Raw genomic sequence first — 13059 nt, 5'->3', positions numbered from 1 at the left:
CCCAAGTTTTGCGCCGGTCAGGCGGCGCCCCGGACATGGATGCATTATTTCTCGTCGGTTGGTAATGTAAACTGAAAAATGGCACCGTGGGGCGCGTTTGGCGTGGCCCAGAGTTGGCCTTTGTGAGCCTCTATGATCGAACGACTGATCGGCAGGCCCATGCCCATACCCTCGGGTTTGGTACTGTAGAACGCCTCGAATATATCGCCGATCTTCGCCAGGTCGAGGATAGGGCCACTATCGCGGATTGCCACTAAAACCGTATTGGGTGCTGCCTTTCCGGTGCTTACGATGAGTTCGCGCGCTCCTTTTGGCATCGCCGCCATCGCGTCGTTGGCGTTCATGATAAGGTTCAGGATCACCTGCTGGATTTGCACTTGGTCCCCTACGATCGGGGGCAAGCCGTCGGAGAGGTTTGTACGAAGCGACACCGCGCTGCGTTCGAGGTCCGAGGACACCAGCGCAATCGTCTCGGACACGATATCGTTGACGTTCAGCCGGTCCCTGCGTTCGGGTGATTTCTTCGCCATTGCCCGAATCCGGTCGATGACCTCGGATGCGCGAAAAGCGTCGCTGATCATGCGCTCGATGGCCCGGCGGGCGGAGACGATGTCACGGGGATCCGCGTCGAGATAGCGAAGGCAGGCATTGCCGCTGCTGACTAGCCCGGTGAGCGGCTGTCTGACCTCGTGGGCGATGGAGGCTACAAGTTCTCCCATAGTGGTCAGCCTGCTTACATGGGCAAGTTCTGCTCGCGCAAGCTGAATAGCATCCTCGGCTTGCCTGCGGTCGGTGATGTCACGCGCCAGCGAAAGACGAAACCATTGCTCTTCCTGTCGGAATTTACCGACGCGAACCTCGACCGGAAACGTTGTTCCGTTCTTACGCCGGTGGAGCGTTTCGAAAGTCATTGGCTGTCCTGCGTCGACGCGATCCACCAATGTCGAAAGCGCCTTTTCGTCGATAGCTCCGTCAAAGTCGCGCGGGTGCATGCCAATCAATTCCTCCCGGCTGTAACCGAGGCTTTCACAGGCTTGGCGGTTGACGTCTATGACGGTCAGATCGTCGGTATGGAGGAAAAAGGCATCGGTGGCATGGTCGACGAAGGTCCGAAAGCGAGTTTCGCTCGCTCGCAGCCTCTCCTCTGCTCGCTTGCTCTCGGACAGGTCGAGCACGAAGGCCACGGCCTGGTTCCCAGCGCCCTCGAAACTTGCCTCACCGATCATCACGGGTACGTGACCGCCGTCCTTTCGCTGGTACACCTTTTCAAAGGGGCGGACGCTGCCGTTCGCTCTCAGCTCGGCCTCGGCTTCGGCGTCACGCTCGCGCCATTCCGGCGGTGTCAGCTCTTTATCGAGCAGCTGACCAACCAAGAGTTCGTCACGGCTGTAGCCCACCATTTGCAGGAACGCCTCGTTGGCCTCGATAATCCGACCTCCGATATCTCGGATAAAAATTCCGATGATGTTCGCTTCGACAAGCCGGCCTATTCGCGCTTCACGTTCTGCCAGGTCACGGTAAAGTCCGGTGATTTCGAGCGTGCTGGCGGCTTGCGAGGCGATCAGCTTCAACACCGGAATGCGCCCCGGCGCGAAGACACGGCCCGCCAGAGTGTTTTCCAGATATAGCGCACCGATCAGCTTCGCGTGATTGATCAGCGGCAAACAGAGAATGGATCTGGCCGCGCGATGGTGGATATAAGGATCGGCCGCAAAGGCGTTTTCAGCCGACGCATCGTCGAGGCTGACGATTTCCCGCATACGCAGGACGTAATTGAGAACTGATTCCGGCATCACGCCGGCGATGGCCTCATTACGCAACTCTATGAGGACCGCTTCGCCGCGGATCGTCGCCTCAGCGGCAATCCGCGGTTCGCCGCCACGCGACAGGATCAGAAGGCCACGTTCGGCTCCCGCCTGCTCGACGGCCATTCGCAGCACCGTATCGATCAGCTTCTCGACGACGATTTCGCTGGAGACTGCTTGCGACACCTTGATGACGGTGGCGAGGTCGAGATGCTCGATCGGCGCTTCGATCGTGCTTGTTGCGGCCGGTGCCGATTGTCCATCCCGCAGTTGGGGATAGACTTCTTCGAGCTGCCGCACCTTGCCGTCGGCTCCCCAACTGAGATAGCAGCGACGGGCGTTTTGAAGATAGAGGCGAGCAATCTGATCGAAGCCGCGCGCCCGGTAAAAGGCGGAAGCGCGCTCATACGCGATCGCTTCATCGTGTGGGAGCGCGTGCGCACGCGCCAACTGGATCGCCTGTTCATAGAGGCGCTCGGCATGCAACTCACGGCTTCCCAGGCGGGCGATCTCTGCGCCAAGCAATGTTGCGCGGCTTGCGAAATTCTCCGGGCAGTGCGCGGCCCAAGTGTCGAGCTGGTGGCGGTGAGCGCGTATGGCCTTGCGATTAAGAGCTGTTTCAGTAGTCGCTCCTTGCAAAGCCGAGGCCAATGAAAGGCCGGCGTAGAAGTGATACTCCGCCCGCTCGAAAATAGCGGGAGTCATCCAGAGGAGGCTTTCAGCTTTCGCCGCTGCCGAAAGTGCTGTGAGAGTATCCCCGGCAAATACACATGCCTGTAGCTTGCGGATCCAGTACAGGCAACTGCCCGGCTTGCCGTCGGTCTTAAGTTCGAATTGCTGCTCGTCGAACCCTTCATCGTTGAAGCATCCGAAGATTGGCGTCAGTCCGCGAAGCGTTCGGATGAGTTGGAGCTGCCCGCTGATGAAACCGACGGCGACTCCGAAGCCGGCCTGACGCGCGAAGTCCAGGCCGGCTTCCGCATCGCGCTGAACCTGCGAGAGGGGCTCGCCAGCGGCCAGAAGATAAGTCACAAGGTTATTCCGGCTTAAGACGGCGTAGGTGAGATCGCCGACCTGCTGTGCCGTTTCGAATACGCGCTGCGCAAGCGCACGGCCGGTGCGGACATGACGCGACGACGATTTCGCAAGGTTACCAAAGGCGAGGTAGACTCGTGCCTTCAGGCGTTCCATTCCAGGCTGTTCCGTCAGGTCCAATCCGAGCAGGCCGAACCGAAAACCGGCTTCATAGTTGCCAAAATAGGGCCCGAGCACCGTGCCCACAGCAGTGAAGGCATAAGGCGATGTGTCGCTGTTGCCGTGTTTGAGGCTGATGTTGCCCATTCGCCCGATAACGAGGCAGCGCAGATTCTCGTTGGTAAACAGGGCCGGAGTAACAAGTGAAGTCAGAACGTCCATGGTCGCGAGCGCGACCGGGTCCGCCATGGGGGGCGAGTTAAGCAGCGCTTCGATCGGGCGGCCCCCGAGTTGTCGCCAAAGCCGCGCGTATTCCTGGCGCACCTGGCTCCTGGTCGGGTGGGACGGCCACGAAATGCCGACCCGGTGCAGGTAGTCGAGGCCGAATATGATGGCCTGATCGCTCCGGCCCAGGCTCATGAAAAGGTCGACGCGCAGGCGCGTGACGCGGGCCAGATCGGCGAGGCTGGTGGCTCGGTTTGCCAATTCTGCGAGGCGGGCCTGCGCCTCCGCCGTTGCCCCGGTCAAGAATTCGCATTCGGCCCTGTGGAGTTCGAGGGCGAAAGCGAGTTCGTATCGGCGCTCCCAGGCATCGTCCGGCAGGTAAGCCGCACCCGTGCCGGCATAGGCCAGCGCCGATTCGTATGCAGCCGACGCCTTGGCGCGGCGGGTGGCAAGCAGGTTCAAGTCCGCGAGACGCTCGCGCTCTTCACCGGGCGCGATGAGCGCGCCGCCGCAGTTGAGTTGGCCGACAATCTCGAAAATATTCTCCTCGAGTGCCTGCGGCGGCGTATGCCTCAGCAGGAGGCGGCCAATGGAAACATGCGCTGCCGCCCGCTCATCTTCAGGGATCAGCCCATACGCGGCCTCTTGAACACGATCATGCAGGAAGCGGTATGATGACCCCTCTTCAAGCAACACGAGTCCGGCCCGCGCCGCGGCCCAAAAGGCTACATGAACCGCGTCGTGATTTTCGCTCCTGATCAGAGCCAGGGTATCAACCGCCGCGTGATTGCCGACGCACGCCAGCATGTTCAGGGCAGCCTGCGTGGTATCGGGCAGGCGCCGCAGCTTGCTTAGCATAAGGTCCACGACGTTATCGGTATAGTCTTTGGCTCTTATGCGATCGAGATCCCAATCCCAGTGCGTCTGTTCGCGATCGAATTCGAGCAGGCCTTCGTCCGGCAGCGTGCTCAGGAACTGGAGCGCGAAGAAGGGATTGCCTCCGCTCTTCTTGTGCACTAGCCGCGCAAGCGGCTGGACACGGTTGCTTGCGCAATGAAGAGCGTCGGCAAGCATCCGGGTCACATCTTCCAGCCTAAGCGGTGTCAGTACGATTTCATGCACTTGGCCACCGGCCTCCCGGATCGCTGTCAGCCGGCGGATCAGTGGATGGGTGGACGATACTTCGTTGCCGCGATAGGCGCCAATAAGCAGCAGATGACGCATATCCTGCTGGGTGCACAAATCTTCAAGCAGATCGAGCGTTGCTGCGTCCAACCATTGGAGATCGTCTAGAAACAGCGTGAGCGGATGTTCTGCTGTGGCAAACACTCGCAGTAGGCGCCTGATGTTCAATTGGAAGCGGCGTTTGGCGTCCTGAGGCGGGAGATCCGCAACCGCTGGAAGCCGGCCAATGAGAGATTCAAGTTCCGGAACAAGCGCTACCATCAGCCGACCGCTCGCGCCCAGTTCTTCGGTTAAGGCAGCGCGCCAAGGCGCGAGTTCCGCTTCACTCTTGCCCAGCAGCACTCGGACGAGGCCTTGCAGGGCCTGCGCTACGCTCGCATAAGGAATGTGACGCTGGTTCTGGTCGAATTTGCCGGAGGCAAACAGCCCACGCGGCGGCACGAGCGAGCGGTGGAGCTCATTCACGACCATGGATTTGCCCACGCCGGCATGACCCGAAACCAGCACCAGCGTCGGCCCAGCGCCCGCGACGACCCGGTCGAATGCGGAGGTTAGGGCGGCGATCTCGCGTTCGCGACCGTAGGGCCGCTCGGGAATCACCAGCCTGTCCGGCACATCGCGTGTCCCGAGCGGAAATTCTGCGATCCGCCCATACTTTTCGCTCTCGACGAGGGCACGTCGCAGATCCGCCTCCAGCCCGGCGGCCGTCTGGTAGCGTTCCTCTGCGTTCTTGGCGAGCAGCTTCATCACGATTGCCGAGATAACGCTTGGTAGCCCTCTTACACGCTCGGACGGCGGCACCGGTCGCTTGGCAACGTGGCAGTGCACCCATTCCATGGGCTCCGAAGCAGTGAACGGCAACTGGCCGGTGATCATTTCGTACAGCGTGATGCCGACGGCGTAGAGGTCACTACGCGAGTCCACCGATCGGTTCATGCGGCCGGTCTGTTCGGGCGCCATGTATGCGAGGCTGCCAGCAATGACCTCAGGTGGCCCGGCGGCCTGGCGCTCACGAGAAAGATGCGACGCCACTCCGAAGCCCGTGAGACGGACCCGCCCTTCCGCCTCGTCCGCCAGCATATTCGCCGGCTTGAGGTCCCTGTGAATGAGGCCGCATCCGTGAGCCTTTCCGACTGCCGCCGCAATGCCCTTGGCAAGACGCAAAAAGACCCTGAGTTCGGCGGCCATGCCATGGCTGTGCCGTCCCATCAACTGCGGGAGGGGCACGCCGCCGCAATCTTCGAGGACGAGCACGATACGACCATTTTCCGTTATGAAATCCAGCGGTTTGGCTGCCCACTCCCGGTCGAGTTCGTCTTTCAGGCGATATTCGTGGGCCAGTCTGTCGAGGCTGGTTCGACCGGGATGTTCGGCTGCAAGCTGCACCCTCAGAACGGCTTTTGATGCGCCATTGCCGCTACGGATCAGCTCTCGTGTAAAGATGCGATCGCCGTCACTCCAGGAGGATTGTGACTCGTGGTACCGAAGGTCAGTCGAAGTCTGTTGGCCGATGGAAGCGAGCACGCGCTTTCGTCCGAACGTGTTTTTCCTGGTCTTCTGCGCATCTTTGACCGTGTCGTCCATGGCACACCGCTCGCTTCGATGCTGCCCGCATACCATCGGAGGCGCTGGCATCGCAGATCCAATCAAGCTTTACCGACTTTCCTCTCATGTCAACGAGCCTATCGTTCGGATCATTGAGGCGGTCGCATCTCTGCTGATCTTCCTCCGACTGAGGTTCCAGTGCATGTTGCTAAGGCAGATCCGCGAAGAGCAAAGCTGCGGCAATACGGTTTCATGCTTTAAGAGGCGCCGCGCCGGCAGGGGTGAAGGTCTTGCGGTCAAGCAAAACGCCGGCGCGGCAAGTCGGCCCGGGATGGGAGGGCGTTTGTTTTTCGGACCGTTGCAACATTACCTCTGCCTGGAGCACCCTCGCTATTATGCTGAAGTATATTTGTTTAGCCCTTTCGCCCGATTTCCTAAACCAGACCAATTATGCAGCCATTCCCGCTCAGGATATCCGCCATGGGCCTCATGGCTTTTCCGTCTTCCTGCATACGGGGGAGCTGGTGTCGCAGCCGACTTTTCTCTAAGCGCGTTCGCACGCACGGGCGGGATACATCGGCTAGGGTTAGACGAGACGACAATAACTGCAGTGTGCTCATAGTGCCCTGTCGTCAAATCCAATTGCCGACAACGTGAGAGCAGCACATCGTTGGCGTTCATCGGAGGTTAATCCTAATTAACCCAGAATCGCAGCCTGAAAGGATGCGCCGATGAAAATGCTTTGTTCCACACTTGCAGGCATTGTCTTGTCTGCAACTTTCGCACTGCCGCTCAACGCCGCGCCGAATGTCGTGCCGAATGCAGTTCAGATGCACAGTCCCGACGTCGAGCAGGTCAAACACCGTCATCACGGTAATGGATATGCCTATGGCCACTGGAAGAAACACCGGTACGCTTATCGCGACTGCCGATACTACGGCTCCTGCTACCGTCCGCGGTATTACGGCTTCCGCGACTATTACGGTTATCGCGACGATTACCCCTATCGTCGCCGGTCAGGTGTGACTGTGTATTTTGATTTTTAGTCGGCAGCGCTATGGACACCAACCTTGGCGCTCAACGAGCGTGCCGCTGGCGGCCCTAGAAGGGTTCCTGCTGGGCTGACGTGGTATCTGCCATTTGATCGGCGTCTCGCTGCCGGTCCTGCACGTTCTCAGGGCCGGCTATCGACGCGGCGATCGCAGTCGCTTTCTCCCGATCGACGTAACCGGCCACATAGCCTTCTAGCAGAACGCTTCTGCCGACCACGCTCACAGAGATAGACGAGCTTTCCAGTTCTGGTTCCGCGGCCACCGCGGCCTGCACGCTTGCAAGCTGATCGTGGGCGACGCTTTCCGGCTCGAAGGTCATGGCAATTCTCCTTCGTGATGCTCCTGTGTGGCGCGCCCGCTGCCCGTCATCGTTCGCCTTGAAGCCATTTGCCCAAAGCAGGAAGGCACGATCGTTCTTGATGGCAACGCCGGCCCCGTTGGGCAATTCGAGAATAGCTCCTACGTCTCCAGGTGAAAGCGTTGTGAAACCGAACACCTCTGGCGCCTTGCAGCGGTTCAGGGCATCCTATGATGGCTGGAAATTGTGTTTATGGCAGTTGGAGGAATGCTGATGCGTTGCTTTACCGTGCTTGGACCCTCGCAGACCGGAAAATCAACAGTCGTGGAAAAGCTCGGCTCCCTGGAGGGGGCGCCGAGAAAATCCAGGTCCCCTTATGGATTGAATCTCACAGAATTCACCTTTGGAAACGAGGCGTGGTGTGCGCTGGATGCGCCAGGACCCAACGAAGCGTTGGTGCATGCACAGCACGCGCTTCTTGCCAGCGACGCCTGTATCCTGTGCGTTTCATCAGCACCCGAGGAGGCCGTGCTCGCCGCGCCCTATCTGCGGATAGTCGAAGCCTCGGGGACGCCATGCATCCTCTTCGTCAACCGAATGGACGAACCGAGAGGGCGGCTGAGGGACGTGATCGCCGCGCTTCAAGACTACGCCAACCACACGCTTTTGCTTCGCCAGATCCCGATCCGCGAGGGAGACAGGATCATAGGCAGTTGCGATCTGATTTCGGAACGGGCGTGGCGCTACCGGGAAGGCCAGACTTCGGCGCTGATCGCAATCCCCGAAAGCGCCGCCGAGCGCGAGCAGGAAGCGCGCAGCGAGCTCCTGGAACACCTGTCCGAATTCGATGACTGGCTTCTCGAGGAACTGGTCGAAGATCGCGAGCCGCCCAGCGACGCGCTCTATGCCATTTCATCGCGGGTTCTCAGGGAAAACAGGATTATTCCAGTCCTGATCGGTGCCGCAAGTCACGGCAACGGCATGATGAGGCTGATGAAGGCGCTGCGCCACGAGGCGCCGCCGGTAGGGGTTCTTCGACAGCGCCTGGCTCGCGCGGGCAATGTCGATGAAAACAAGCTGACCGCCGTGAGCTTTCATGCCTATCATCGCCAGAATATCGGCAAGACGGTGCTGGTGCGTGCGTTTGGCGAAGGACTGCGGCAAGGCGCACTACTGGGCGGCTCCAGCCTGGGCGCCGTGCAGGATCCCGCAAACGGACGGTCCAGCTCGCCGATGGTGCCTGCACCGGGCGATGTCTTCGCAACGGTCAAGTCCGACCGCTTGCCCGTCCCGTCGCTGTTGACATCAGACGCGACGGTCGCCCCGCCCGAATGGACCGAGCCACCTACGCCGATGCTTGAAAGGATCCTGGTCCCGGGCAGCGACCGCGATGAAAACAAGCTCTCCGAAACGTTGGCAAAACTTTCCGAGACGGATCGCGGTCTTGTCGTTTTGCAGGAGGAAGGCACTGGCGCCCAGCTCGTCCGCGCCCAGGGCCCGGTACATCTGCGCGATCTCTGCCGAACCCTGTCGGACGTCTTCCACATCGATGTAACCGATCGAACACCCAGCCCGATCTACCGTGAGACAATCGCCAAGCCGTCCGAGGTTCACTACCGGCATCGCAAACAGACCGGCGGTGCCGGGCAATTTGCGGATGTGAAGCTGAGCATTCGCCCCAACGAGCGCGGCCGGGGCTTCACCTTTAGCGAGACCGTCAAGGGTGGCGTCGTTCCGCGCAACTACATCCCTGCCGTCGAAGCAGGCGCGCGCGAAGCGATGGAGAAAGGGCCGCTCGGCTTCCAGGTCATCGATGTCGGCGTAACGCTGTTCGATGGTCAGCACCATGCCGTCGACAGTTCGGAACACGCCTTCAGGACTGCGTCGAAAATGGGAGTGCGACAGGCGCTTTCCGAAGGGGCGGCCGTTTTAATGCAACCGGTCTTCAGCAGCGAAATTCACATTCCGTCGATCTATTCCGGCAGCCTCGTCCAGATCGTCTCCGCTCTCAAGGGTCAGGTTCTCGGCTTCGACCGGGATGAAACCGCGAAGGGATGGGACATCTTCCGAGCACTTATTCCGGGCGGCGCACTTGACGATCTGGCGCGGGCGCTGCGCTCGGCAACGCAGGGCATTGGTTACTTTTCCAAGACCTTCGATCACTTCGAGGAGTTATACGGCAAGGAAGCGGACGCCATCGTGAGGGCAAACGAGGAACCAGGCGTCGCACACTGATATGTTCGCGCCACTTCATGCTCGTTCGCAGAATGGGGCTCATGTCGTTGAGTCAACCGGGTTCTTCCTGACTTTGTATGGAGCGGCGGTAGCATTCGTGCCCTCAGCAGTTCGGGACCTGCCCGACCATACATTGCGCGCTTGAGGGTCCGCATCGATCCAACGACTGACCGTCAATCACGCTTTGCGGCATCCCTCCAGGCGCGCTCGAACGGTAGGCGCCAAGCGTGCGGGGCAATGAGTTGGTGGATCGACTTCGGCCCCCACCCGCCCTGGTCGTAGAGGCGTACGGGCGGCGGGTTATCGAGGAGAGGTTGAGAAACCTCCCAAAGCCGCTCAATACCCTCGGCCGTGGTGAACAACGTGTGGTCACCGCGCATGGCGTCGAGGATCAGGCGCTCATAGGCCTCGAGGACTTCGCCAATCAGGCCGGTTTCGCTCATGGCGAATTGCAGCGAGAGTTTGTCGAGCCGGAAGCCCGGTCCAGGGCGCTTGCCATAGAAGGAAAGCGAGACCTTGGAGGCATCAGCAAGGTCGAAGGTGAGGTGGTCAGGGCCCTGGGCCCCCACGCCAGAGCCGGCAGGGAACATCGATTTCGGGGGCTCGCGGAACGCGATCGAAATAATGCGCTGCCCCTCGGCCATGCGTTTGCCGGTACGCAGGTAGAAGGGCACGCCAGCCCAGCGCCAGTTGTCGATGGCGCATTTTAGGGCGATAAATGTGTCAGTGTCGCTTTCGGGATCGACGCCAGGCTCCTTGCGGTAGCCGATGTATTGACCGCGCACCACGTCGCGCGGCTCGATCGGCAACATGGAGCGGAACACCTTGTTCTTCTCTTCCGAGATTGGTGCGGGCTCAAGGGCAGTGGGGGGCTCCATCGCCATGAAGGCGAGGATTTGGAAGAGGTGGGTCACCACCATGTCACGATAGGCGCCGGTGGTCTCGTAAAAGGCGGCGCGGGTGGAAAGGCCGAGCGTCTCCGGAACGTCGATCTGCACATGGTCGATGAAGTTGCGGTTCCAGATTGGTTCGAACAGGCCATTGGCAAATCGGAAGGCCAGGATGTTTTGGGCCGGCTCCTTGCCGAGGAAATGATCGATGCGGAATATCTGCTTCTCGTCGAACACTTCGTGCAGCTTCTTGTTCAGTTCAACGGCACTGGCAAGGTCCGTGCCGAAGGGCTTTTCCATGATGATACGGGAACGTTCAGTCAGCTCGGCCTGGGCGAGGAGTTGCACGGCCGGAAGGGCGGCACTTGGCGGCACGGATAAATAATGCACGCGCCGCGTCTCGGCGCCCAGTGCTTCCTCGGCCCTGTCGACCGCTTCCTTGAGAGCATTGGCGCCGGCAGCGAGGGGGACGTAGTCGAGCGATGCGGCAAACGCTTCCCATTCCGACTGCGAGAACTTGCGAGTCAAGAACTTGTCCAGCGAGTCACGGGCGATGGTGCGGAAGGCATCGGCATCGATATCGTCGAGCGAGACGCCGATAATGCGGCACCCTGGGATGAAGCCCGCATTGGTGAGGTGGAACAGCCCGGTCAGTAGCTTGCGCCTTGAGAGATCGCCCGTTGCGCCGACAAGCACAACGACCTGCGGATAGCCGGGGCCAACCCGTGTTGAATTCTTGCGCAAAACACTCACCCTCAAGTCTTCCGTTGTCCCTTGGGGATGGAGGCCGACCCCAGCCCCGCGCTGCCGCGAAGCGGCTATCTTCGTGCGTGATGCCATGACGTTGAAGCTCACCCCTGTTGGGTTAGATAGAGGCATGGATTGAGTAGCGGAGCAAGGGGGCGGCAATACCGTCCCGAAGTGCCGCGTGTCAGCGACTTCGGACGCGCAGGGCGGTTGTTATGACGCCCGCGCAGCTTGCGCAGGGAGTCGCTATCAATTTGAGAAGCAGTTCGTTCGCTCAAGACGTACGGTATCTGACGCCATGCAGAAGGCGGGGATGGTCATCACCGACCGCCGCCGGGCAGCGATGAGCGATTTCTTCGCGGTTCCGATATTGAATTTTCGTCGACCGACGGAAATGAACCTTGCAGAGAGCCTCGTGGGCAAAATGTCCAAGGATGATTTTCTGTGAATGGAACTCGCCAACCAAGCCATGCGGCTCTCTTTGCACGATCGGGGAGGAAATCTTCTGCGCCGGTCGATGCGTAACCCCCGATGGCTGCGGCAATGTCGCAGCCGTCGGGCTTGGATTATTCCTTCGGCGGCCCGCCCCGCCGCTCCAGCGCCGTCTTGCGGATGGTCTCCGCGATCTCCGGACTACTGCTCGACAACATCTGGAAATCCACGGCGTAGAGCGACAGCATCGATACCTCGGTTGCTGCGCTGACCGTCGCTGAGCGCGGTTCGCCACTGATCAGCGCCATCTCGCCAAAGAAGTTTCCGGCACCGAGTTCCACCGGATGGTCGGGTGTCGCCACGGTGACCCGCCCCTCGACAATGAAGAACATCTGATCGCCAACATCGCCCTTGCGGCAGATCACGGCACCTGCGGGGACAATGCGCGGTCGCAACGCCCGAACGATCTCGATCAGTGCAGCGGAACCAAGCTTCTGGAACAGGGGTACGGCAGCGACCAATTGCCAGTTGCGAACGAAGTCTTGGCGGCGAACCTCTTCGTAAAAACCGGTGGCAAGGATGCCGGCCCAAAGTGCAAAAATACCGATCCCGCTCATCATCACCAATCCGGCAAGAACTCGACCTGCAAGGCTCTGCGGGATCTCGTCACCGTAGCCGGTCGTCGACAGCGTCACGACCGCCCACCACATCGCCTGCGGAATGCTGCCGAACCTATCGGGCTGGACGTCTCGCTCGAGGATATAACCGCCCAACGCAGCGCCAAAAAGAACGATGCCGAACACCGATGTCACGCCAAGCAGATTGCGCGATTCATTCGCGACCACCTTTGCCAGCAGCCTGAAAAAGGTCGAGTCGCGCAACGGCTTGAGAAGCCAAATCGCGCAATAGAGGTTTCGATCACGGGACCCAATGAACAAGAATGCAGCAGCCGGAATCAGAACCGCGAGCAAATCGATCACGAGGGCCGGCATCCCGCCCGACAAGCGGTGCCGCCGTGAAAGCAATGTGCCGCCCAATTGGAGGACATAGGCCAGCCAAATTGCCGCAAGTAGCAGCTCAAAGACAAGCCTCTCCTGACCAGTAAGGCCCTGCGTCGTCAGTGCGGCAACGACCAAGAGACCGATTGCAGCAAGCAGCGCGTTGAGCGGCGTCGAAATCTTCGAGAAAGGCACTGCCGACATTACATACTCCCAACCGCACGGCGTCGACAATAGATACCTTCGGGCCACACGCAAGGGAACGGGGGACGGATGCAATGTATCTTCGCAGCAGGGAATTGCGTTACATCATTTCACAGGAAATTTAGATCATTCGAACAGCGAAAGAGATGCTCTTGACCGGGCGATGTCACGTTGTTCATGAACGCCTGAACAAGGTGGTCTGGCGAACGAGGGAACTTGTAATAACAGAGTTGCTGGTTCTTCAACGGC

7 protein-coding genes are annotated in these 13059 nt (G+C 60.0%); 3 read left to right on the top strand and 4 right to left on the bottom strand.

Annotated elements, in window-relative coordinates; translation table 11 throughout:
- Positions 1 to 44 precede the first annotated feature (44 nt).
- Positions 45 to 5993: an AAA family ATPase gene (locus NE852_RS30660; RefSeq protein ID WP_258156989.1), complete on the bottom strand. Its 5949-nt coding sequence runs from the start codon at positions 5991 to 5993 to the stop codon at positions 45 to 47.
- Positions 5994 to 6685: 692 nt separating this feature from the next.
- On the opposite strand from NE852_RS30660, the gene NE852_RS30655 reads away from it, so the two are divergent.
- Positions 6686 to 7000 (top strand): hypothetical protein, encoded by a 315-nt coding sequence (locus NE852_RS30655; RefSeq protein ID WP_128623488.1) that lies wholly within the window; start codon positions 6686 to 6688, stop codon positions 6998 to 7000.
- A gap of 55 nt (positions 7001 to 7055) precedes the next feature.
- Here NE852_RS30655 and NE852_RS30650 read toward each other — a convergent pair whose 3' ends face one another.
- Positions 7056 to 7502 (bottom strand): BON domain-containing protein, encoded by a 447-nt coding sequence (locus NE852_RS30650; RefSeq protein ID WP_245270522.1) that lies wholly within the window; start codon positions 7500 to 7502, stop codon positions 7056 to 7058.
- Positions 7503 to 7577: 75 nt separating this feature from the next.
- On the opposite strand from NE852_RS30650, the gene NE852_RS30645 reads away from it, so the two are divergent.
- On the top strand, positions 7578 to 9539 hold the full coding sequence (locus NE852_RS30645; RefSeq protein WP_008523008.1) for an elongation factor G: 1962 nt from the start codon (positions 7578 to 7580) through the stop codon (positions 9537 to 9539).
- 173 nt (positions 9540 to 9712) lie between these two features.
- Here the strand turns inward: NE852_RS30645 and zwf are convergent, their stop codons facing one another.
- Positions 9713 to 11182: a glucose-6-phosphate dehydrogenase gene (zwf, locus tag NE852_RS30640; protein WP_037170670.1), complete on the bottom strand. Its 1470-nt coding sequence runs from the start codon at positions 11180 to 11182 to the stop codon at positions 9713 to 9715.
- A 307-nt stretch (positions 11183 to 11489) separates the two neighbouring features.
- Between zwf and NE852_RS30635 the strand changes: the two genes are divergently transcribed.
- Positions 11490 to 11624 (top strand): hypothetical protein, encoded by a 135-nt coding sequence (locus tag NE852_RS30635; protein ID WP_258156988.1) that lies wholly within the window; start codon positions 11490 to 11492, stop codon positions 11622 to 11624.
- 118 nt (positions 11625 to 11742) lie between these two features.
- On the opposite strand, the gene NE852_RS30630 is transcribed toward NE852_RS30635, so the two are convergent.
- A complete protein-coding gene (locus NE852_RS30630) occupies positions 11743 to 12810 on the bottom strand; it encodes a cyclic nucleotide-gated ion channel (RefSeq protein WP_008523005.1) in 1068 nt (355 codons plus the stop codon).
- Positions 12811 to 13059: the final 249 nt, after the last annotated feature.

This window comes from Rhizobium sp. Pop5, assembly GCF_024721175.1.
GTDB lineage: Bacteria > Pseudomonadota > Alphaproteobacteria > Rhizobiales > Rhizobiaceae > Rhizobium.
This window is presented reverse-complemented; position numbering and strand designations above follow the sequence as displayed.

Coding starts and splice junctions, on each gene's coding strand:
- NE852_RS30660 (WP_258156989.1), bottom strand. CDS start 5,993: ATGGACGACACGGTCAAAGATGCGCAGAAGACCAGGAAAAACACGTTC.
- NE852_RS30655 (WP_128623488.1), top strand. CDS start 6,686: ATGAAAATGCTTTGTTCCACACTTGCAGGCATTGTCTTGTCTGCAACT.
- NE852_RS30645 (WP_008523008.1), top strand. CDS start 7,578: ATGCGTTGCTTTACCGTGCTTGGACCCTCGCAGACCGGAAAATCAACA.
- NE852_RS30635 (WP_258156988.1), top strand. CDS start 11,490: ATGGTCATCACCGACCGCCGCCGGGCAGCGATGAGCGATTTCTTCGCG.
- NE852_RS30630 (WP_008523005.1), bottom strand. CDS start 12,810: ATGTCGGCAGTGCCTTTCTCGAAGATTTCGACGCCGCTCAACGCGCTG.